Genomic DNA, 21,805 nt, shown 5'->3' on the forward strand with positions numbered 1-21,805 from the left:
CGCAGGGTTCGGATACTCGCTAACGCATGGGTGCAAGCTAGCACCTGCCATACAAAGCCACGGCGAGGCGATCCAACGCTCGGTTCTTTCGCCGGTAAACACTGTCGCGCTCGATGTAGAAGTGGTCACCGATCATTTGGACTCGTTCGTCTTGGTTGCCTTCACCCAAGAAGAAGTTTTCCAACACGAACCTGTCGTCTTCAGCTAAAGATCCCCAGGCTGGTAGGAACCAGTCGAGGTAGTCTTGGGCTTCTTGTTTTCGGGCGGCCAGCAGGTCGATCTTGTCGAGGGTTGCGGCGATGCGGCGTTCACCTGCATGTGGGTCTTTCGCGTGCGGCAGGCCAGTTAGCTTTACGCTCGAAGGGCTGGTCAGGTCGGCTCTTAGTTGGTTGGCCTCAGCGCTGGTGTCTTGACCAGCTGCTTGTTCCATCAGCGGGTAATCCTCTAGTGCGCAGATCGCGGCTTTGCGGGTATCGAGGTATTTGGTCATCACATGCATAATGAATTCTCCTTCGTGGTTGTTAGTTGGGTTTTGACCGCTTCAATCAGTGCGGCCTGCGTAACGTTCTTAGCTTCGAGTGCTTTAAGTACTGCTTCGTCGAGAGTGTCTTCAGCTGCTAGGTGGGTGATGGTGACTGGCTGGGTTTGGCCTTGCCGGTAAAGACGGGCGTTGGTTTGCTGATACAGCTCCAAAGACCACGTGAGTGAAAACCAGATGAGCAGGTGCCCGCCTGCCTGGAGGTTGAGGCCGTGACCGGCAGATGCCGGGTGGATCAGTCCGAGAGGTATCTCGCCCGTGTTCCACGCTGTAATATCCTCGGCAGTCTTTAGGACTCGGGCTTGTGGGAAGCGTTCGGTGATTCTTTTCAGGTCGTGTTTGTACCAGTAGGCCACCAGAAGGTTCTGCCCGTTGGCGGCCTCGAGGAGATCCTCGAGAGCATCTAGTTTTGCGCTATGAACAGTAATTGCCTGGCTTTGCTCGTTGTAGATGGCTCCGGAGGCCAGCTGCAAGAGTTTGCCCGAAAGCGCGGCTGCGTTCGCTGCATCCACGGTTTGTCCATCTAGCTCGATGACAAGGTCTTGCTTGAGTCGCTCATATACCGCCCGCTCCTTGCTAGCGAGTTTCACTTGCTTGGTTGTTACCGTCAGCTCCGGCAGCTTCAGGTGGTCGGTGGTTTTCATGGACAAGGTGATGTCCGAAATTGCCTCATAGATCTCGTCCTCAGCACCAGCGCGCGGTTTATATGTAAACACCTGCATTCCATTGCGTTTATCGGGGAGGAACCAGCGATCCCGAAACCTAGTGATATAGCGTCCCAGTCTGGTGCCGCCATCTAGCAGCCGGAACTGCGCCCATAAATCCATCAGGCCGTTGGCTGCTGGTGTTCCGGTCAACCCAACCCAGCGGGACACATAGGGCCGTATCTTTACCAACGCCGTGAAACGCTTGGCCCGGTGATTCTTGAAACTGGATAGTTCGTCAATGACGACCATGTCGAAAGGCCAGGATGTACCGTAGTGGGCGACCAGCCACGGGATATTTTCGCGGTTGATCAAAGTCACCATCGAGTTCTTCGCCAGGGCGTCGAGGCGCTCGGCTTTGCTGCCAACGGCTACCGCCAGCGACAGGCCCTCAAGGTGATCCCACTTGACTGCTTCGGCTGGCCAAGTATCACGGGCTACGCGAAGTGGCGCGATGATGAGGACTCGGGTCACGAGGAAGTAGTCGAGGACGAGCTGCCAGATAGCCGATAGTGCGATGACGCTCTTGCCTAGGCCCATTCCCAGGAATATTGTGGCCTGGTCATGGCAGGTAATGAAGTCGGTTGCTAGGCGTTGGTAGTTATGCGGCTTGTAGCGCATCACTCACCTCCGCAATCCCATCCAGGCTGTCTACCACAAAGACTTGGAAGCCTTGATCACGCAGTTGAGCCATCCGACGGTTCTGGATTGGCCTAGGTTTGGCTCCTTGTGCTTTTACTTCAGCGAAAACAACTCGTCCGGCCTTGAGGCAGATACGATCCGGTACACCAGTTGTTCCTGGGCACACGAGTTTCCAGCAGATCCCGCCCAGGTTTTCAATGGCGGTTTTGAGGGCTTGTTCTAGGTATTTTTCTCTCATTGGTCTTCACCTCTTGTGGTTGGAGGTGCAGACCGGTGCAGGGTCAATCCATACTTTCCCTATAGCTATTTTTATTAAAATTTTTCCCTATAGAGAAAGTTGCTATACGGTCTGCACCGGTCTGCACCCTCGGCTGGTTTTAGGCACAGAATTCGCTTTTGATGGCTAGTCCGAAGACGCGGATCCCGGTTTTAGTTTTCTTACGCACGTAGCCGGCTTGTTCGGTGGCGGCGTTGAAGTCGATCATGGGTCGAGCCCACCCGCTGGTGGCTTGCGCCCACGCCCGATATGTCTGGTAGAGGTCACCTGCCCGCTCCGATAGGCCCTCGCCGGTTTCGCATTGGTCTTCGAGGAATTGGGAAAACCAGTCATTATCGTCGCGGTAAGCGTTCGATGCTTCGATGACTTTGCGGGGTGGGTCCAGGTGGTAGTCATCGGCGTGGATCGCTCGCGCGCCTTCCATCACCCACGCCAGCACCGCACCACCGGCATGCTCGTAGAGATAGTCGGCATAGTTTTTGATATCTGCGGTGCCTTCGATTTTTGCTTCGAAAGGGATCACGATCAGGCGACGCCAAATACCTGTATCCATCGCCCCAACCCTGGGCAGGTGATTCGTATACAACACCAGAGTGTGTGAGGGCGTGAATGCGAACGGGTCCTTATATTTCTTTTCCGCAGTGATCTGGTCGGTAGAAGCGAGCTGTTTGACGTTCGAGGTTGAAAGGCGCATGCCTTCTTCTGTTTCTGCTGCGATCAGTAGGCGTTTGCCTCTGGCTTCGGCTAGTTCGGGTTTAACGTTGCGGCGCACCCCAACGGTGAGCGCATCGGCGGAGATAGTGCCCGCGTAGGTGCCGAGCACTCGGGCGATGGTATTCCAGAACGTGGATTTGCCGTTACGGCCATCCCCGTAAGCGATCACGAGGGCCTCAACCATCACCCGCCCGATCACCGCCAGGCCACAAATACGCTGCACGTACCCGATCAGTTCTGGGTCTGCCTGGAAAAATACATCCAGCGCCTCCAACCAGATCCGGGCACCTTCCTGGGTTGGGGCGAGCGAGGTTTGCTTTGTCAGCAAATCAGCTGGATCGTGGTTCTTTCTCGCGCCTGTTCTTAGGTCGTAGCTGCCATCGGGGGTGTTGAGCAGGTACGCATCCTCATCCAGCTCGCTAACCGCGACCTGCAATATAGGTGCTGCTTCTTTCAATGTGGCACTAATGTTTTTCGATGTTCGCCTAGTAGTCACGAAATTTCGGTAGGCCTGTGCAGCCTCCAACTGATCCAGGGCATCCAGCTGACCTGCCTCTAATTGGGCTAAGCCTTTCTTTTTCGATGTTGCCTCAGCCATAACATCTTCGGCACCGCTATCGCTCATCTGCTGGCCGGCATTAGATAGTAGGGTTTTGGCTTCTTCGAGCTGGCGGGTTGTTAGCTCTTGAGCCACACCGCGAGCGGTGAGCTCGTTTTCTTCCCAGAAACTACCGTTGTAGACCAGCCATTTCGTTGACGGCGAGTACCGGATTTTATTCGCGTACTCGGCCGCAAGCAGGTCCGCTTGGCCGACATCGGAAAAATCTCCAGGCCGCAAACCCGACAACACCCGATACACCTCCGGCGACACATAATCCGGCTGGGCAGCAACCTTGGCAGCGAACTTACAAGCACTATCCCAAATCAGGGCAAGCTCACCGGCGGGTAGCGGCGGATCACAAAGGGCTGCTTTACGGTCGAACAACTCGCGGGCCTGCGTGGTGTTGCCGTAGCGGATAAACACCCGACCCGCGAACCTAGACAATGTCGCATTTCGGGAGCCCTCACCAATTGCCTGTGTGGAGGCATCGAAGACTGCGAACATATCCTGCTCATAAGCTGCCGTAAGCCACGCGTCCAGCAGCTGCACACCTTCGAATACGGCGACCTCAGCAGCGGGGTTGCCGTAGATGAAACGGCCAGCATCCAAAGCATTCGCATCAAAAAAGCTGAAGCGTGCAGCCAAACACTTCTTGAGCCCCGCGTACTCGCTAGCATCGCTGATCTTGGTTATCGGGTAGTAGACGTGGAAACGCGGCCGTGCGGACTCCCTACCTTTGATTTTCATGTGGTTACGGCTGGTGGCGGTCATAAACGCCACACCCGCCATCAGCTCAGACAACGAATCGGGCGTGATCCATTCTTCGGGGTTTTCGGTGTGGTCGTTGTCTATATCCATCACCACACAATCCGAAACCAGGAAGTTCTCGTTCGAGCGGTGATTGTTCTTATAGGTGGCTACTACATGGTCGAGTTTTGCTACCTGCTGGAGGTCTGCTTTGCAGGTGACCTTAACCTGGTTCGGGTAGCGGCTATTGAGTACTTGGCCTGTGCTAGTTGATGTTGCGCACGTGAATGTCTTCACTTGGCATCACCTCGTCCAGATTGAGCCTCAAGCGTGTCTGCCGCGAACCGCAGCACTTTGATAAGAGTCCTCAGTTCGTCGTCTCCAGCAGCGACTAGGTTTAGTTGTTGAGTTCCAGGGTCGATAGATATCTCGAAACTTCCGCAGCCTTGTTCCTTGAAACTTAAGTAGGTGCGGCACCCGTGACCTCCGTCGCCGCCTTGGTAGCCATTCGTGCCCACGCAAACATTCATGATCGAGCAGCTAACTGAACTAAGCGTTTCGCATGATATGAGTCGGCCGTCGATATGAACGTTTTGTGTGCCGGTCTCGTCAAACCCATCGATACGCCATTTAGCACGATTGGCTTCTTCTATCCGTATCTGTTGATACTTATCTGTAGCGGTGCTCTCCATTAGTAAGTAACCTCCTGAAAATCGGCGTTGAAATAGTGGATTGGTAGTTCTAGGTCGCGGGCCCACTCGATTTCTGCACGCATACCCCGACTAACCCGGCCGGTGTAAACCCACACCGCCTCGCACTTACCGAGAAGAACTCGGTTAAATGCCATCGCTAGTTCGCGCTCATCAAGGTCGTGATCGTCCATGAACTGGGGAAACAACAGATGCGGCGCTAGTGGTATCTGCCCGGCAGAGACAGCGAAGGCGCAAAACTGGCGAGCCAGCGCCGTATTCGCCTGTACGTCGCCTGAGTAGGGTGAGCAGATATATGTCAGCGGGCGGGCCATGTTCTCGGCAAGCTGTAACTGCTTGAGGACCTTGTAGCTGGTCGGATCAGCATAGCCGTGGCAATTACGGCGTGATAGGCCTAGTACGTGATCTGTGGTGGCGCTCATCAGGCTTCCACCTCAGATTCGCGTTCGATGACCGGCAGGATCCCGCACCGGTTTTTCAAAAGGTCGTAGATGAACAGGCGCCCGGCTTGAGTCCAATACATGTGGGTGCGCATCTTGCCCGGTGCGTATTCATGGGTCTTGGATTGGGCAAAGCCGCGCTGGGCGTAGTCGGCGTAGAGGAACCAGCGGCCCGCGCGGTGGAACTGGATCTTTTCGTCACGCAGGATTTGGTTGAGGCGTTTGGCTGATAGCCCGTAGTCTTTCGCAATCTCGGTAGCAGACAGCAGAGAATCGGATTGCAGCACGATGTCGTAGTAGGAAATCTTAGGGGTTGCCTCAGCCAACAGCTGTTCGGCAATCAAGCGTTTGGTGCGCTCGGCACGCAAATGGGCCAGCGCCTGCTCAAGGAACTCATCATCATCTAACAGCTGGTCGATGGCATAAACACCGTGGCGGCGAATAGTCGGTAGGACCTCGTCGAAAACCCACTTCTCAAACTGCTGGGCAGCTGGCAGTTTTGAGGAGACGATAAGCCGGTAGACATCACCTTCTGTTATGAATCTGGTCTGCTGGATTCCGCCTGGGGTTTGAAGGGGGTAGCGTTTCACGACCCCCTTGCAATGACGCGCCAGAGCATCTTTAGTATTCGCATACCCAAGTGCCGCCGCGATATCGCGACCGCAAAATAGGATTCGTTCTTCTTCGTTGATGGTGCGGATCGTGCCGAAAGCTGCATTAGTGAATGCTTGTAGTTGGTTACCCATGGGGGCTTCCTTCCTGAGAGCCCCAGGTAGGCGAAAAGTGGTGCGCCGGCGGCGCAGTAGAGTAAGGGCTCCTACTGGACTGCCGATGAACCTAAAAGTGTTAAATCGAGAAGCCCGAACCACCGCAACGCAGCCAGCAGAAGCAGGGATGAAAAGAACCTGTGTGCTGTGGCGATGCTGGGTATACTCCGTGGGCATTACCCCTAACCAATGGTGATGATTAGGGGTATGGAAAAGATTGATAAGGCGAGCGTGTGGGCGGTGTTTACGCAGATGCGGCTGCGCTGTTTCCTCGAATACGTGTGCGAGCTAGAAGACAACCAGCCTCGAGACAGCTTGCAAGAGCAGCTTTATTGCTGTGTCCGGCAATTCTTGGACGCTAGCCCGGCCGAAATACTAAAGACCATAGATTCTTAATCTTTGCGGTAGTAGGAACACTCGTATCCGTCAGCAGTCAAGGGCAGGCCTTCTGCCCAGTCTGGCAGCCTGGACATGAGTTGGCAGACGTTCTCAACGGTGAAGCCGGAATCTAGTGGTTCGTCGATGACGATTTCGTCGTGAACATGCATCACGATCCGATGGCCTGTTTCAGTGACGTTTTGCATGCCATTCACGAGTAGGTCGCGGGCGACTGCCTGGACGATATTCTCGACTAGTTTGCCGCCATAGGTTTCCAGGCGTCCCCACCTGCGCCCCGTGGTGATACCCCAGTAGGTGATCGAGGTACCACCAAAACGATTCTTACCCAGACCAGGTTTCACGTACGCCAACCGTCTACCCGATGGCAAAGTGATGAACAGGATCCCGGACTCAAGAGCGAAGGTGAGGTTACGCAGGCGCACTGGTCTACGAGTGGTGATGGCTTCAAGTGTTGCTTCTTCGACTTCCTGCCACAGCCACACAATGTTCGGGTTGGCTGCCCGCCAGGCATCCACTATGGGTTTTAGTTCGTCTTCGGCAAGCCCCATCCGCAAAGCACCCATTGCCTTCAATGCACCAACGGAGCCGCCATAACCGCAAGCCAGCACCGCTATCTTCCCTTTCTGCCGCAGCCCGGCATTGGTACCGTGTTTTTCGACTTTGACTCCAAACATGCGGCTGGCTGTCTCGCAATAAAGATCCTTGCCGTCACGAAACGCGGCGAGGGTAGATTCTTCACCGGCGAGCCAGGCGATCACCCGTGCCTCAATAGCTGAGTAGTCGGCGACAATAAACCTGTTACCGTGGCTGGGAATGAATGCGGTGCGGATCAGCTGGGAAAGCGTGTCGGGTACTGATTCGTAGAGCAGTTCGAGCGCTTCCAGGTTCCCGGCTCTCACGAGAACGCGAGCTTCATCGAGGTCAGGTAGATAATTCCTGGGCAGGTTTTGGACTTGGACGAGTCGTCCTGCGAAGCGTCCGGTTCGCCCGGCACCATAGAACTGCAGCAGGCCGCGTGCGCGTTCATCAATGCCTGCTACGTTTTGCATCGCCTGATACTTTTTCACCGAAGACTTGGCGAGGTCTCCGCGCAGCTCGAGTACTTCTTTCACCACGCCAGTGGCCGTTTCGAGAGCAGTCTCGACTTCGGCTTTCGCGAGCGATTCCAGTTGGTAGTCGTTTTTTGCGAGCCAGTCTTTGAGTTGGATCGGGCTGTTCGGATTCTTCAGGCCAGTTAGCTCTTGGGCACGAGCCAAAGTAGCCTGCCGATGTTTATCATCTAAAGTTACAGCGGCATTAACGAGGGTCGCATCGAGGTTGATTCCGGCATCGTTGATGCGCTGGTCGAGAGCGTAAGCCGCCCATTCGTCCTCTGGTACAGGGAAGCGAGCTAGCTTGGTGTGGATGGCTTGTTCAACCTCCACATCACGGCGGTTGTATTCCTTGAAGGCCTTCCAGCCTGCCGGATCAGATAAGGGCAGGTTACGGCACGCGCCTTCATTAATGAGAGACGGGGTGGCTGGGGTGCAGAACTGCTTAATCAGCTTCTTACCTGCCGTGTCTTTCTTCACCGGCAGATCCAGTACTTTCGCTACTTGGTCTAGGCTCATGGGCATCCCAAGATATGCTGCCCAGACCATAGAGCACCGCCACTGGGCCGGATCCAAAAACTCGCCTTCAGGCAATAGCTCTGAGTGGTGACGATGTAGCCATGCTGACAGGCAGATGCGCTCGAAAGTGGCGTTGAATGCCCACTTTGTAATTTGTGGATCCACCAGAGCGGCACGTATCTCGTCGGGTAGTTTTTCTCCGCTAGCCATATCAACCACCTGCACCGGCTCGTCGTCGATGGCGTAGCCGAACAGGAGTATCTGGAAGTCTGGGTGGGCGGCGTATGGGTAGACTCCGGTTTTTGAAAGATTTGTGGGGCTGTAAGTTTCTAAATCGATTGATATATGCACGATTTGTCCTATGTGTTTTGTAGCGGGGCAGGGAGCCAGCCTCATGGTTTGGCTGACTCCCTGCCTAGCTATGGTGCCCGGCTAACTCTGCTCTGAAGTTTTTAGGGCAGAGTTTTGGTATCGCGCCTGCCAGCGTTGAATCTCACGTTTCGATTGTCGTTTCCTGATCCATGCGACCAAGAGCAGGCCGAGGATATCCCCAAATAGTGCCCCTGTCGCGCAGGCGATGATTAGTGCGGTGCCAGCCATCAGGCAAGCGCTATAGCACTCAGACATTTGTATGCTCCTTTCTTTGTTCTAGTTGAGGAAATCGTCTCCACTGTTATTGGTGAAGGCGGAGAAGTCCTCCTCAGCAGACACGTGACCGCCACCTAAGGGTTCGCCGTCGCGAATCTTTTGGATGTTGCCTAGCCCGCAGGCGATACCTTTGTTGCCGTTGGTGTTGAACGCGTAGAACGTGATCGAAGCACGCGCGTAACATCCGGAGTAGACCTGGGAGCGGTCTAGGATCGGAGCCAGGGTCTCATCAACTACCTGCGGCGGTGTCGTGGAGTTTGCGTTGACGAACATCGAGTTTGCGTATGCTTCGTCGTCGCGCTCGGTGTCTCCGTCGCGCAGTGGTAGCTTCAGCGCCGCTTTGTTAGGTCGCTTGCCACCAAACTTGGCCGTACCTGCCTCGATGGCAGCGTCAATGGCGGCCTCGATCTTCGCCAGCGTTGCTTTATCGGACTTCGGAATAATAAGGCTGACAGAGTATTTCGGTTTGGATCCTTGGATGGATTTGGCTTCGAACAGGTTTGCATACGACAGGCGTACTTCGCCGGTGATGACTCGAGTTGGATTCTTTACTGACATTGCTAGTTACCTTTCTGTTTATTTCTTGGTTTTCTTTATTTGAGTGAATTCTTCGGCCGCGCTCACGGTTGCCAGTGCGGGCCGTTTGTCTGTTTCAGGCACCAGGGTGGGTTTGCCCGGTGGCTTGACGATCAGGGTGCCGAGGAGTTCGTTGAAGCGTTTCTTGCCCAGCTGTTTCTCCAGTGCCGTAATCGTCTTGAGCTTGCGCTCAAAAATGTCGCTGACACCTGCAGCCTCAGCCGCCTGCGCGACGGCGTTTTCGTCGGTGTACTTGCGAATCGAGCGTCCTTCGACGAGCTTGAAGCCAGCCCAGGTCTTGCCTTGATTAATCGCTAGCGAGAGTGCGTAGGCCTCGATGTCAGATGCCCAGGCTTTCAACTTCGGCAGCTTGGTGAGCACCTCAGCAATCTCCACATCGCTAAGCTGGGCTGGTGGAGCGAACTCCAAGCGGGCTAGCGCTAGATTCGCCTCGGCCCTAGCTCTACAAGTCGCTGCTAGCTTGCAGAAACGACACCAATCACCTGCCGCAAAGCAACCTTCACCGCGAGCTGCCTGCTTGGCCGTTGGGCGCACAACCTTCTCAGCCCACGCCCTCAGTTCGGTGACGCTAACTGTCCAGGTGTCCACGTTGGATCTGCGGGGTTGGAAGATTGTCACCGCCACCTCACAGATATCGTAGAGAGGATCGAAAGCAGCCAGCGCACCGAGCGCATACAACATGAGCTGTGGGTTGCGTTCTGCCTCAACCAGCACACCTTGCCCGTATTTCAGGTCAATGATCTGCAATGCCGGTTCGGCGATGATTACGCAGTCGCCGGTACCAAACCCACCCGGCACCAGATAGGAGTAGTCCAGGCGCTGCTCGATCAACACTTGAGGGTCTGCACAGGTTTTGCGTGCCTCACGCAGCCGCTCTTGGATGAAGGCGACGTAGTCGTCGGTATGGGCCTCCATCTCAGAGTCGATCCAATTTGATACCGGCTTCATGGATGGTGCCTGATGCAAGGCGTGGCGTAGTTTCCACTCCGCCAGCGCGTGAGCCACCGTACCCTGCTCGGCAGCAGCCGAAGACGAATCCGGCAGACCCGCCTCCGCTAACGCTGAGGGCGGGCAGTTCAGCCACCGGTGAGCGCCAGAAGCACTAAGGAGTGCGTGTTGGTCAGGCATCAGATAGCCTCTTCGCCTGATCAAGCAGCCACCCATATTTGCCCGGGTTCACATCCGAAAGGCGCTGCGCACCCGCATCCAGGATCAGCTGGCGCACCTGCGCAGTCTTACCTGCCGAGGAAAGCTCTGCTAGCACCCCACGAACCTGTTCAAGTGAAACCACTGGAGGCGGGGGAGTAGGTTGAGGTGTTGACTGTGTGGTTTGCCGGCCGTGTTCAGCTACCGCATCAGATAATGCTGGCTGGGCGAGCTGGGCGGCAGCCATAGGACGCGCACCGCTCATGCCAGCATGATCCTCAAACCCCTCCCAGGCAGCAGACTCCACATCCGCCGCTAGAGCAGTCACCAACTCAGCAACATGATTGAGAGCAGAAATAACACTGTTTGCTTGCGTGACGTTCACTTCGCCTCACCTGCCTTGGTTACGCCGACCGCCTCCGCAAGCGCTATCAGCGACTCGTCGGGATTAGGTTTTTCGTGGATATCGATCTGGTCGACACTCTCACCGGGCACGATGATCATGAGTTTGCGAGGGGCACCGAACAGGAACCGGGCGATGCGTTCGCGTACTTTTACTGTTTTGGTGGCGACGATTCCCGGGTCGGCCGGGATGTGTTTAGCGATGGAAAGCTTCAAACCATGAGATGCCATGATTGCTACTCACCTTGCCTTTCGGTCATGGGAGCTACCTGGCTGGTTTCTCCCTCTAACTCACTGCCGACCGGTGCTAAAGTGTTAAATCCGGCCTCCACCAGTGCTGCGTGCAGCATCGCGAGCGCTTCTTTATAAAGCTGGGAAACACGTGCGCGAGTAAGACCAAGCTCGCGGGCCACATCAGCCTGCGAGACCGGCTTACGAACATAAGCGTCAGAGTTTTCGGTGCCGGGTTTCGGTCCGTAATCACCAGCTGGATGCATCAGCTCAATGACTTGGCGGTGCCTGACATCAAGTCGTTCGCGGGCCTTTTGTAAAGCATCCAGCATCCTTTCCCTATAGGCCGCATCGATATCAGTTAGAAGCTGGTTTTCAGCAGAAAGAGGCAAAACTTCGTCCCGAACCTTGGGCTCTTGCTTCATATAGTCGAGGGACCAAGGAAATGATTCTGGCGCCCGGCAGCCCTGACGCTCCTCGCAAGCACGCCCACAGTTACACTTCTTTTTGCCCTTGCCACGATCCCCACGCTTGGCATCGTGAGCAACCGCCTCCTCTGCCCGCCACAAATCGTCACAGATTTCCTGCGGGCTGCGCGGCGCAACCTTATCGAGTGGCAGGTTCTTTTCCTTAGCGCGCTGGCGACGGTCAGAATCAATCATGACCGCGAAATCGTCAGCATCAATATCGAAGCTTTTAACTTGGTAGTCGTTTTTGAACGTGTATCCTTCGGACTTGAGGTTGACCTTCACGGTCTCGTCTCCATCTCCCTGACAAAGTCAGGGCTTGTGGAGACCCGCGCTAAAGATTGCTCAGATCACTAGTGAAAACCGCTTGAGGAGACGACAAAGGCGAGTCACCCTCTTGCCCGAAGGCGTGTTGAGGGTGACCCGCCGAGCGCTCCCAGAGCAGGTCTCACTAGTGAACTTGTTTGTCTACAACCACAACCACGTACGTTGTGGAGGTCGCCTACCCGCCAGGCAGGCCCTCAAAGCCGGAGCTTCGAGCTTGAGTGGGAAGATGCACCGTGGCCACCGGTAGCAACCACCCCTCACTAATAAGTCATGGGAAACCCCAAAACCGGACGGCCTTGCCTCAACTTGTGTTTGCTGCCATATCGCGAGCCCACTGCGGGGCCGTTTTCGGGTTGGCCTCCATCAGGTGCTTGATCGCCTCGGGAAGGACCTCCCCTATAAGCACCGGCTCGCTACCTGATCGTTGGTCTGCCGCCCAGATCACCTCCTTGTATCTCGTGCCGACACGCGTCAAGTGCCTAAAAGTTGACAGCTTCCCACTTAGTCAATTAGACTCCACACGGGCTTATTAATCACAAAGTCATTTTGTCGCCGCGAGGAGAAAACCATGTCCACGGAAGCCGGTTTTTCAGGGTCTATGCGTCCATTGTTGCGTCGAGATGTAATCTTCGGTGACACCGGGTTCGGTGTCTATATTCGCGGGGAAGATGAGGGTTTAGTCCTTAAGGGTAAGACGGTCTACAAGTGGCTTAAGACCGTTGCTCCGCTCCTGAATGGTAAGAGGACGTTAGGTGAACTGCGTACCATGTTGTCCGAATCTCAGGCAGAGATGCTCGAGAAGCTGGTTTTGGCTCTGGCCAACCGCAATCTGGTTCGGGATGACGACCCCGAAGACGAGTCCGTCCTGCCGGCTAATATTTCCAAAAAGTACGCCAGCCAGATATCTTTGATTCACCACTTCGTCGGTGGTCCACGTAGGCGTTTTGATAAGTTCCGGAACGCCAGGGTTGTTGCAGTTGGTGACACCGCGATGATTCGCGCTGCGGTCAAAATGTTGCACGCCAATGGTAATGAGTCAGCTGAAGTTATGAACTCGTTGGACGGTTTAAATCTCGATGCCTTTGATGCTGTTCTGATTGACTGCGACGCAGTTGGCGCCTCGTGCATCTTCCAACTAGAAGAGCAGGCGAAGGGTGCTGAAGTTATCATCATTCCTGCAATGACTATCGGGCAGCGTTCTTTTGTTGGACCTGCCCTGGGCACCCCAACGTCCCCGCGCTGGGCCACCGTACTTGCTAGGTTGGCTGGCGGTTTGCCGCTAGAACAGGCAGTTCAGTGACACCAGCGAGTACTATTTGGCCAGCTGCTACCATACTCAGCTCCAAGTCACACTCTAGCCGGCATGCTTGGAACCATGCTCGGCTTCGATATCTTCCGTTACTTCACTGGGTGTCTGAACCCTGAGGTGTCCAATCGACTGATCATCCAGAACCACGAAACTATGGATTTGACCGCCGAGGCTATCCTCGAGCATCCCCTCAGTTACGAAGATGAAGCTAAGACTCCTGAACTCTTCGATATAGATGAGTTTGTTGCCGAACTTGATGCCGCAGCTATCCCTTGTGATCTTCGTCAGGGTCCTGAGCAGCATGACGAGGTTAACGACTACATGCCGATTCTCGGTTTCTACACCGGCCTTATTCCCAAGCTGACAGATGACGACTCTGAGCAGTCTCCGGTCAAGGTATCCTCGGGCACGGTTGTTCAGATCGTCCAGCCTGGCATGACCGCCCCGGATCGGTGCTCACTGTCAGCCTACAATCTGCATACTCCTCTTCAGGCTCGCTGTACACTGGTGATGAACGCGGCCATCGCCCACGCTGACACTTGGGGTAACTTGGAGTATGGTCAGGACATTGAGGCCGAAATTCAGCCCCAGCAGTTGGTTTCCTGGCTCGGTTCCGCCCACGATGATTTCCCTGTCCGTAGTGTTGCCGGTGTCAGCTTGAGGTCTGGCGGAACGATAACTGTCCCTGCTGCCGCGGCCTTCCCCCTGTCACCTGAAAATCGCAACGTATGGTTCGAAAATGACTATGTAGGCACCGGAGCCGGCCGTAGTCTGGCTAGCGCTGCCCGAGAAGCGATCTTGTCGGTCATTTCTGATCTGGCGCTGCGTAAGGCCCTTAAATCCGCTTCAGATCTGCCTACAGTAGATTTGTCCGCCGCCGCAGATGAATCTGATCTTGGCTTCTTGCGTAACACCCTCAACATCATGAAGATGTCCTACACCTTGGTTGATATCTCGCAGCCCGGTCTTGGGGTAACCGTATTGGGGTTCTTGCCGGGAGTCGCACCCGAGGTGCGGACAGCCCCAACTTTGCGTGAGGCTGTTGTGGAAGTCCTGACTAACTTGGTTGGCCGAGTGCAGACCAATGATAATAGCGCTGCCTTCGGTCTACTCACCGACCTCGACACGACGGGTTTGCCAATAGGCTCCGAAACTATCCCCCACGACTTCTCGAGGCACGACTCGAAGATGAGTGAAATAGTGTCCGAACTGAAGACGAGCTTCGACCCGATATTGGTTGAAACCACCACCAATGATCTTGCGCTGTGCTCGCTGCGGACTGTACGCGTCCTCTTGGTCGCTGACTCCGCATCGCCAGACAAGGGTGCCAACTAAGGCAGCAAGTCCATTAGCTACCTGAAAGGAAGAGTCAATGTATAGCAACTACGATTCGAACGTAGCCACTACTGAGCTGGATTCTCTGGAAGTTGATACTTCGAGGTTCTAGAGCTGGATGGGGGCACTATGAACGCTTGGTCCTCTTGCTCCACTAAGACCACTTCCAACTGCACTTAAAACTCTGCGCATATTAACAGAAAGGTTCCGCAATGAACAAATTGTCTGCTCCGAATGAAGTATCTACTCTGAACGAAATGTCCGCTCTGAACGAAATCGCAAACCTTGAGGTCGATACCTTCGAGATCCTTGAAATGGTTGAACTCGACGAGGCTGCCATGAAGGCCTGGTGTTCCTGCTCCACATCCAGCTGCTGCGGCTGCTCCTCCAGCTCCTGCGGTTCCACCACCAGCACCTCTTGCTCCTGCGGTTCTACCTCTAGCTGCGCATAACTAACTATCAGCAAAACCAAACTTAAATCTTCGAAAGGAAACAATAGTTATGGAAACTCTGACTCTCGACGAAATTGCCGACCTGGAAGTTGAGACCTTCGAGGTCATCGATCTGAAAGAGCTCTCCGAGGATCTGGCTAACTGCTGCAGCACTACCTCCTGCGCTTGCAGCACCACCTCCTGCTGCTCTTGTAGCACCTCATCGACCTGTAGCACTTCTTGCTCCTGTGGTTCAACCTCCAGCTGCGCGTAATTGGTAGGTCGCCAGTGGGAGGCTGAAGCCTCGACCTGAGTCAGGATTTGAGCTTCTCAGGTCAGAGGGTCTTGCCTCCGGCAGCTACCCCTTGACAGTACAGCCCATTCCTTCGTGTTTGGCTTCAGAGTCCCAACCTGACCTGCCAATCTCGAAGGACGGGTCGTCTGTCTAAGCGTAGGAAAACGCTGGGCGTGCCCCGAGAGCACTTATATTGAGGAGTTACGAATGACTACCGCACCATCCTTTTTCCCTGTTCCGCTGGGGTTGGATAATTATTTGGACGATACGGTCCTAGGCCGAATGATCGAGGACGTTGAATCCAGCGGAGCTGATGTGGTTGCCTTTTACGTATCCCATGGTGTGGTCCTCGCTCCAGTTACTCCTCCTCACGAGGGCGTAGGGGGATGCTTCGCTTGTTTAGCTCGCCGGTGGCAAATCCTACGTGTGGAGGAGGAGAGAAACACTCTCGAATCTGGCGGTGAAATGCTGGCAGTCGATCCGCTGTTTCTCACTGAAGAGCCTTTCAAGTCGATTATTGATTCCACCATCAATGCGATGCCCTCTGAGTGGCCCAGCAGTCCTAAGGGCTATACCAAGGTCTATAGCTTCAAGGCTGACTCAGTTGAATTCAGCTCCTTCCCCTTGATCGCTGACAGTGGCTGTCCGCGTTGCTTCTCGATGAATGCATGCCCCGAAAATGCCTCCGAGATACGCCCGCAGCCTCGACTCAAAGAGTCAGTTGATGACAGCCGCACCACGAAGGTGCGTGACTACGGTATTGAACCCGATGCTTTCGCTAACCCGATTTGCGGAATGCTGGGCCCGGTGGCCGGACGGGGTTACGACTCAACTTCGACTGCAATGGTCACTGGCTACCATAGGGTTCGGGGAGATTTCAATGAGTTACATGAGTTTTTCTGGAGCGGCCACGCCAACAATTTTGAAGATAGTACTCTCCTAGCAATTCTCGAGGGCCTGGAGAGGCACAGTGGCCTGATTCCAAGGCGTTACGAGCCTGCCATGGTGGCGAGTTACTCTTCAGTCAAGGATAGGGCGATTGACCCGAGGGCAGTCACTTTGTATCCCTCTGAGTTCTATAAATATCTGCCCCACCGCTTCACTGAATTCACTGAGCATCTTGAGATTCCCTGGGTTTGGGCCTGGTCCCTCCGCGACTCCAGACCACTCCTCGTTCCCCTGATCTTCTCTTATTATCTCAATGCCGATGCCAACACCAATTTCGTAGCTGAGTGTTCCAATGGTTGTGCCACAGGGGGCTCACTCGAAGAGGCCGCACTGTTTGGCCTAATGGAATTGATTGAGCGGGACGCATTCGTAACAGCCTGGTTTAGTAAGGCTCCATTACCCGAAATCGATGTAGCAGCCATTCGTGAGGACGATGTCCGATACATGATTAACCGGCTGGCGATGCAGGGCTATGACGTTAGGGCTTTTGACAATCGAGTGGACCTCCCTTTCCCAGTAGTTTCAGCTGTTGCGGTCAGACGAGATGGTGGACAGGGGGCCTTGTGCTACGCGGCGGGTTCGGGATTCAACCCGATTGATGCCTTCCGTGGTGCTCTGTGTGAAATCGCCTCATATGTTCCGGGATTCGAGGATCGAATCATCGCCAATAAGGAATTGATCGATTCTATAATGAAGGACTACAGAAAGTGCACGGAGTTGAAGCACCATGCTCTGCTTCACGGTGCACCTGAAATGCGTTGGGCTTCTGACTTTCTACTGAATCAGGACCGGCCAGTGCACAGTCTGGATGAGCTGTATGCGGATTGGAATGATTCTAGACCTCGCACGTTAGATTTGGCTGAAGATCTCAAATTCGTTGTGACTACCTTGGCCGACAAGGGCTTGGACACCTTGATTGTGGACCAAACCTCGCCAGAGCAGGAAACTCTAAATCTATCCACTGTTAGCACCATTGTTCCGGGCCTAGTCCCGATCGATTTCGGTTGGACTATGCAACGTGGTCTCTTTATGCCCCGTGTTCGAAATGCCCCGGTAGAGGCAGGCTGGTTCGACGCTCCCCTGAAGTACGAAGATCTCAACCCGGTTCCCCACCCATTCCCGTGATAGCTGAAAGGACAACTTCATGACTACTGATTCTAAGGATGTATTCATGCCATCAGCAGCCTCCGCCTATATAAGGAACGTCTTGTGCCGTGCTCAGATCCCTTTGGAGCCTGAGAATCACAAGACCAACTGGGAAGACAAGCCTAGGACGCACAAAGTATATTCGGGTGCAAAGACTGTCCGCTTCCATGGTGGTTTTCCTACTAATGACATGACCCTTGAGCAGGTCTTAATGGATGGGAAGGCGGCTGAATTTCGCCCTTATGATCTCGATTCGCTCATTGAATTGTTGTGGGCAGCCTATGGTATTAAGCTTCGCAAACTTCACATCTACCGCAACGAAGGTGTCAGCCACATCCATGAGTACTTGCGTCCGGTCTGGGGTAGAGGGGCTTCCGGTGGTGGTTCTCTGTACAGCCTGGAGGTCTACCTGGTCTGCGCAGGGGAGCAGGGTCTAGTACCTGGCATCTATAACTGGAACAGTAACCGTAACGAGCTCCAGCGGCTCGTCGTCGGGAATGTCACCGACCGCGTTCGCCAGACGCTGCCCGATCCTGTAGAGGGAGCAAGCTCCTTCCTCATTATGACTGTCAAGATTTGGAAGAACTCGTTCAAGTATTCAACCTTCGCTCCTCATGTGACCGCTACCGATATCGGTACCGCCTGCAGCTCATGGGTATTGTGGGCACGCTCTCGCGGTCTGGACTTCAAGCCGCAGCTCTGGTTCGATGAGCCTGCGCTCAATGAGTTACTCTCACTCGATCCCGACCTAGAGTCGGCCGTCGCAGTTGTTCCGCTGAATTTTGGCGCGGATCGAATCAGTGCCGGGTGGACAGGCAACGTGCAGCGTGAGGAGAGCGAGAGATCGGTTAACCTTCTCCGCTGGGACAGGAATGAGCTAGTTGTTCGAGAAATGCGGGAAGCTGGTCAAGGAACTATGCCCGTAGCTCATAACAGTCCGTCTAGGAAGTCTGGCCACCAGGTTTTGGAGACCATAGATTTGCCGGCACCTACACCGCTCGATATGCCCCTCGTCGATACGCTTCGTACTCGACGTAGCACATTCGGCATGCTATCCAATTCTGTTGGCCCAATGACCCAGCAAGACCTGCACGCTATGCTCCTGGCTGGACTACGCGCCAATGAAGGTGTGGACTTCGCCGGCTTAGCTCCGCACGAGACAATCGGCGCCTGGGTACTAGTAAATAATGTTGAAGGCCTGAAGCCAGGTGCTTATAGGTATCATGACGGCAAACTCGAATTGATGCTTGAAGGAACCCTATACGATTTCCAGCAGCGCACCTATTATCTGAAGAACTACGACTTCGGCTCAACAGCTGCCGTCATCACCCTCACTGGTTGGCCGGATCACCTGATGAATCAAATGGGACCACGAGGCCTGCGAGTTCAGGACGCCCTATTGGGGGCTGCATGCCAGTACATCTACCTCGCTGCAGCGAGTCTGAAACTTGGCTGCGGCGCTGCCCTTGGTTTCGCCTATGACGCTTACGCTGAGTTGTTTGATACTGCACGGGTGGAATCGAAGGACCCCGAGGATGAGTGGCCAATGTTGATTATGGCGGTGGGGCCGGAACAGTTAGATATTGCCGAAGTGCAAATGGAGTTGGAGTCAGCCTAATGACTAGCCCGAATCAGACACCTGTAAAGCGCTGCGCTGATTTCACACCCTTCTTCATGTGTCGCACCACTGGCCTACCTTATGACGCTGTTAAGGGTTTAGAAAGCCCCTATATGGCCGATTGGGTCAGGCGCGTCATAGAAATGGAAGAGAAGCTCGTCTCTGCCGAAATAGTCCTGAATACCGCTCTGGAAAATGCCATCGGCGGGAATGAAGACCAGGACAATAGGCGAGCACTGCTCCGGCTGCGGCGAACCGCCCACAAGTTGAAGGCTCCGGAAGAACCTAACGATGCCATCAAGGCTGTAGAGCGTCATGGATTCGCCGAGTTAGTCGAGGAATGGTGCGCTTTAGTCGGGGACTATGAAGATCTAGTTGCCCTTGGCTCCCACCTGGTGGACGCGGATGAGGCGGCTACATCTGATTACCTGGTTGAGCTTTCGCAAAGGCCAGAAATCCGAGGGGCCCTAGTCCTTGCGAATACTCGAACTGAGAATGGCTTGGATAAATTTGCAAAAATGAATCTGTCCCAACGCCGCAAGAAACGTCCGCGACGAGAGTGGCGAACGCTGCTGACTTATGCCTATCGCGCAGCATGCAAGACCAGCCCTTTCTCAACCTTAACCCCAATCAGCCTGGGCGAATTTGGGGAGCAGAGTTCGCTTATAGGCTCACGAGGCGGAACTAGGATAAAATCCAAAGTACGCCTGAACGTGGCCTTACTGCCGCGCATCACAGAGTGCCTGGTAACCCATCGCACTTATGCGGCTGACCTGCCGGTGGCACTAGTTTCTGGCTGGGAGATTAAGTCTGAGCGGTTAAAGTACATGCGCCGTAGGCGAGTTGTCGACAAGTCTGAATCAAAGATGTCTTTGGACCGTATGCAGGAATCGATCTTCTACCTGTCTGCAGGTGAGATCATGCAAGCTCTAGTTACGATAATCGGGTCTAATCCTGAAATTCGATTGGGAGAGTTGGAAACTGCGCTTGGCGATCACCTAGCCTTGGAGGCTACGGGTGAAGACATCTCGCGATTCCTGTCCATCCTTCTTCGGTTGGATTTGCTGACCACACCTCAGCTTGCCGTGGACATCCACGCTGACGACCCCGTCGGAAGATATGTCGAGTCTTTGTCGCAACTCGGTCGCCCATGGGCAGAGGAGCTGGCAACGCAGTTGGGTGAGATTAACCGACTGGCGCAATCCACTGCCAATCAGGAGCCAGTTGTCCGTCGAGACACCTTGATAGAGATCCAGGGTAAGCTCGTTAAGCTCTTTGAAGGTGTCGGTGAGGAGGATCCGGTTTTGCCTGGCACCTTGCTGTACGAGGACTCGACAACTTCCGAGCTGGAGATTGTCGCCTCAGATAAGCTCTGGAATGATTCCCTGGCAAAGGATTTGGCTCGGCTCAGCTCAATTCTTGACATTTTTGATATCTTGATCCCTCAGCGGATTCTATTGAAAGGCTTTTTCCTTGCCCGCTTTAAGTCTGATGGGCAATGTTCCGACTTTCTGAAATTCGTGTCCGACTTCCACATGGACCTGTTCGACGAGTACTTGAAGTCTAGCATGAGGCCAACAGCGTCTGGCCCGAATGGAATGCCAGGCCCACCGCACAATTGGCTCGATATGCCGGAAATTGACGCTATCTATGCGGCTCGAGTTGAGCTCGTCGAGAGGATGCGCAAAGCCTACGCGGAATATGAGGGCGGGGTGATGCACCTCGATGATGAATTCTTCGAAGCAGTCAGCTCGTTACTGCCGGAAACCCCCGGTTCTATCCATAGAAGTTTCTTCGTTCAGGTGGCGGGTTCCGATCCGGGCCGACTCGTGATGAATCAGACCTATTCTGGGTTGGGTCTGATGTTTTCGCGGTTCTTGCATGTCTTGGACGATAGTGAGGTTGGACCTGGCCACGTGTCTCCGCGGGTGGCGGAGCGGTTGGATGAGCAACAGCCTGAAGGCGCAGTTTTCGCCGAAATGACTGGCGGTGTTGATTCGACCAATTTGAATCTTCACCCTGCAGTGACCAAATACGAAATCGTCTCCCCAGGTGAAACATCCTTCCGGCCTAAGGAGTTTCAAATTCCCGCCGAGGATTTGCGTGTGCGCTACGACTCGCAGGCCAATGAACTGTACCTATACTCGGAGAAGTTGCGGAAGAAGGTTATACCTGTGTATCTCGGCTTCTTGATGCCACTGGCCCTGTCAGATGTTCAAAGAGTCCTGCTGCTGTTCACCACCAACCGAATGGCCAGGTTAGACATGTGGACTGGCATTGACAAGCCGTTGGGTGATCGAGTAATTGCCTCTCACCCCAGGTTATGCCATGGGAGCCTGGTACTAGTCAGGGAGACTTGGAAAACTAACCCGTCAAAACTGCCGCAGCGTAGGTCATTCTCCGAAACCTCTAGCTGGTATCTGGCATGGCAGCGATTTTGCAAGGAGCACGATTTGCCGCGCTTCGTGTTCGCGACATTGGGCGGTGACCCCGATTCAGAGGAGCAAGAATTCGACGGCAAGGACGACAGCAAAGATGAGGGCGGCGCCGCAGGTTTTGGTAAGACGAAGCCACAGTACATCGACTTTGAATCGCTTTCGTGTCTCTGGCTGCTTGACGAGATGATTCGTCAGGGAACCACCAGGTTGGTATTCCAGGAAATGCTGCCGTCTCCCGACGACATGTGGTTGAAGGACTCGGAGGGCAGGTATGTCTCAGAACAAACAATTGAGGTTCGCTTCGATCAGGAGAGTTAA

19 protein-coding genes are annotated in these 21,805 nt (G+C 54.5%); 6 read left to right on the forward strand and 13 right to left on the reverse strand.

Features of this window, described 5'->3' with window-relative positions; all coding sequences use genetic code 11:
- Nucleotides 1–37 precede the first annotated feature (37 nt).
- The 13 genes from AC5RE1_RS02485 to AC5RE1_RS02545 all read right to left on the reverse strand — a co-directional run bounded on the left by AC5RE1_RS02485 (nucleotide 38) and on the right by AC5RE1_RS02545 (nucleotide 11,925).
- The gene (locus AC5RE1_RS02485) at nucleotides 38–499 is read right to left on the reverse strand and encodes an ArpU family phage packaging/lysis transcriptional regulator (protein ID WP_493938290.1); all 462 of its coding nucleotides are present in this window, start codon (nucleotides 497–499) and stop codon (nucleotides 38–40) included.
- Nucleotides 490–1,863, reverse strand: a complete 1,374-nt coding sequence (locus AC5RE1_RS02490; RefSeq protein WP_493938291.1) for an SNF2-related protein — start codon at nucleotides 1,861–1,863, stop codon at nucleotides 490–492. The genes AC5RE1_RS02485 and AC5RE1_RS02490 overlap by 10 nt, the downstream gene beginning before the upstream one ends.
- Nucleotides 1,844–2,122, reverse strand: coding sequence for a VRR-NUC domain-containing protein (locus tag AC5RE1_RS02495; protein WP_493938292.1), 279 nt, complete (start codon nucleotides 2,120–2,122; stop codon nucleotides 1,844–1,846). The genes AC5RE1_RS02490 and AC5RE1_RS02495 overlap by 20 nt, the downstream gene beginning before the upstream one ends.
- 139 nt (nucleotides 2,123–2,261) lie before the next feature.
- Nucleotides 2,262–4,520, reverse strand: a complete 2,259-nt coding sequence (locus AC5RE1_RS02500; protein WP_493938293.1) for a phage/plasmid primase, P4 family — start codon at nucleotides 4,518–4,520, stop codon at nucleotides 2,262–2,264.
- Nucleotides 4,517–4,915, reverse strand: coding sequence for a hypothetical protein (locus AC5RE1_RS02505; RefSeq protein ID WP_083378348.1), 399 nt, complete (start codon nucleotides 4,913–4,915; stop codon nucleotides 4,517–4,519). The genes AC5RE1_RS02500 and AC5RE1_RS02505 overlap by 4 nt, the downstream gene beginning before the upstream one ends.
- Complete coding sequence (locus AC5RE1_RS02510; protein ID WP_071128870.1) at nucleotides 4,915–5,355, reverse strand: DUF7768 domain-containing protein; 441 nt, start codon at nucleotides 5,353–5,355, stop codon at nucleotides 4,915–4,917. The genes AC5RE1_RS02505 and AC5RE1_RS02510 overlap by 1 nt, the downstream gene beginning before the upstream one ends.
- Nucleotides 5,355–6,119 carry a phage antirepressor gene (locus AC5RE1_RS02515; RefSeq protein WP_071128869.1) on the reverse strand — a complete coding sequence of 255 codons (765 nt, stop codon included), beginning with the start codon at nucleotides 6,117–6,119 and terminating at the stop codon, nucleotides 5,355–5,357. Before AC5RE1_RS02515 ends, AC5RE1_RS02510 begins: the two co-directional genes overlap by 1 nt.
- A 413-nt stretch (nucleotides 6,120–6,532) precedes the next feature.
- Nucleotides 6,533–8,545 (reverse strand): DNA polymerase, encoded by a 2,013-nt coding sequence (locus tag AC5RE1_RS02520; RefSeq protein ID WP_071128868.1) that lies wholly within the window; start codon nucleotides 8,543–8,545, stop codon nucleotides 6,533–6,535.
- Nucleotides 8,546–8,797: 252 nt separating this feature from the next.
- Nucleotides 8,798–9,355: a DUF2815 family protein gene (locus AC5RE1_RS02525; RefSeq protein WP_071128866.1), complete on the reverse strand. Its 558-nt coding sequence runs from the start codon at nucleotides 9,353–9,355 to the stop codon at nucleotides 8,798–8,800.
- Between the two features lie 18 nt (nucleotides 9,356–9,373).
- The gene (locus AC5RE1_RS02530; protein WP_493938294.1) at nucleotides 9,374–10,522 is read right to left on the reverse strand and encodes a DUF2800 domain-containing protein; all 1,149 of its coding nucleotides are present in this window, start codon (nucleotides 10,520–10,522) and stop codon (nucleotides 9,374–9,376) included.
- A complete protein-coding gene (locus AC5RE1_RS02535; protein ID WP_071128864.1) occupies nucleotides 10,515–10,925 on the reverse strand; it encodes a hypothetical protein in 411 nt (136 codons plus the stop codon). Before AC5RE1_RS02535 ends, AC5RE1_RS02530 begins: the two co-directional genes overlap by 8 nt.
- Nucleotides 10,922–11,173: a hypothetical protein gene (locus AC5RE1_RS02540; protein ID WP_071128863.1), complete on the reverse strand. Its 252-nt coding sequence runs from the start codon at nucleotides 11,171–11,173 to the stop codon at nucleotides 10,922–10,924. The genes AC5RE1_RS02535 and AC5RE1_RS02540 overlap by 4 nt, the downstream gene beginning before the upstream one ends.
- Nucleotides 11,174–11,178: 5 nt before the next feature.
- The gene (locus AC5RE1_RS02545) at nucleotides 11,179–11,925 is read right to left on the reverse strand and encodes a sigma factor-like helix-turn-helix DNA-binding protein (RefSeq protein ID WP_071128862.1); all 747 of its coding nucleotides are present in this window, start codon (nucleotides 11,923–11,925) and stop codon (nucleotides 11,179–11,181) included.
- Nucleotides 11,926–12,535: 610 nt separating this feature from the next.
- On the opposite strand from AC5RE1_RS02545, the gene AC5RE1_RS02550 reads away from it, so the two are divergent.
- The 6 genes from AC5RE1_RS02550 to AC5RE1_RS02575 all read left to right on the forward strand — a co-directional run bounded on the left by AC5RE1_RS02550 (nucleotide 12,536) and on the right by AC5RE1_RS02575 (nucleotide 21,805).
- Nucleotides 12,536–13,267, forward strand: a complete 732-nt coding sequence (locus tag AC5RE1_RS02550) for a hypothetical protein (RefSeq protein ID WP_493938295.1) — start codon at nucleotides 12,536–12,538, stop codon at nucleotides 13,265–13,267.
- 63 nt (nucleotides 13,268–13,330) lie between these two features.
- Entirely contained in the window at nucleotides 13,331–14,611 is a 1,281-nt protein-coding gene (locus AC5RE1_RS02555; RefSeq protein WP_493938296.1) for a YcaO-like family protein, read from the forward strand.
- Nucleotides 14,612–14,823: 212 nt separating this feature from the next.
- Nucleotides 14,824–15,063 (forward strand): thiazolylpeptide-type bacteriocin, encoded by a 240-nt coding sequence (locus AC5RE1_RS02560; protein WP_205407850.1) that lies wholly within the window; start codon nucleotides 14,824–14,826, stop codon nucleotides 15,061–15,063.
- Between the two features lie 481 nt (nucleotides 15,064–15,544).
- Nucleotides 15,545–17,410, forward strand: a complete 1,866-nt coding sequence (locus AC5RE1_RS02565; RefSeq protein WP_071128858.1) for a TOMM precursor leader peptide-binding protein — start codon at nucleotides 15,545–15,547, stop codon at nucleotides 17,408–17,410.
- A gap of 19 nt (nucleotides 17,411–17,429) precedes the next feature.
- Nucleotides 17,430–19,049 (forward strand): nitroreductase family protein, encoded by a 1,620-nt coding sequence (locus tag AC5RE1_RS02570; protein WP_071128857.1) that lies wholly within the window; start codon nucleotides 17,430–17,432, stop codon nucleotides 19,047–19,049.
- Entirely contained in the window at nucleotides 19,049–21,805 is a 2,757-nt protein-coding gene (locus AC5RE1_RS02575) for a lantibiotic dehydratase (RefSeq protein ID WP_083378346.1), read from the forward strand. Before AC5RE1_RS02570 ends, AC5RE1_RS02575 begins: the two co-directional genes overlap by 1 nt.

The organism is Actinotignum sp. usb-actsch-rep-73, assembly GCF_059082735.1.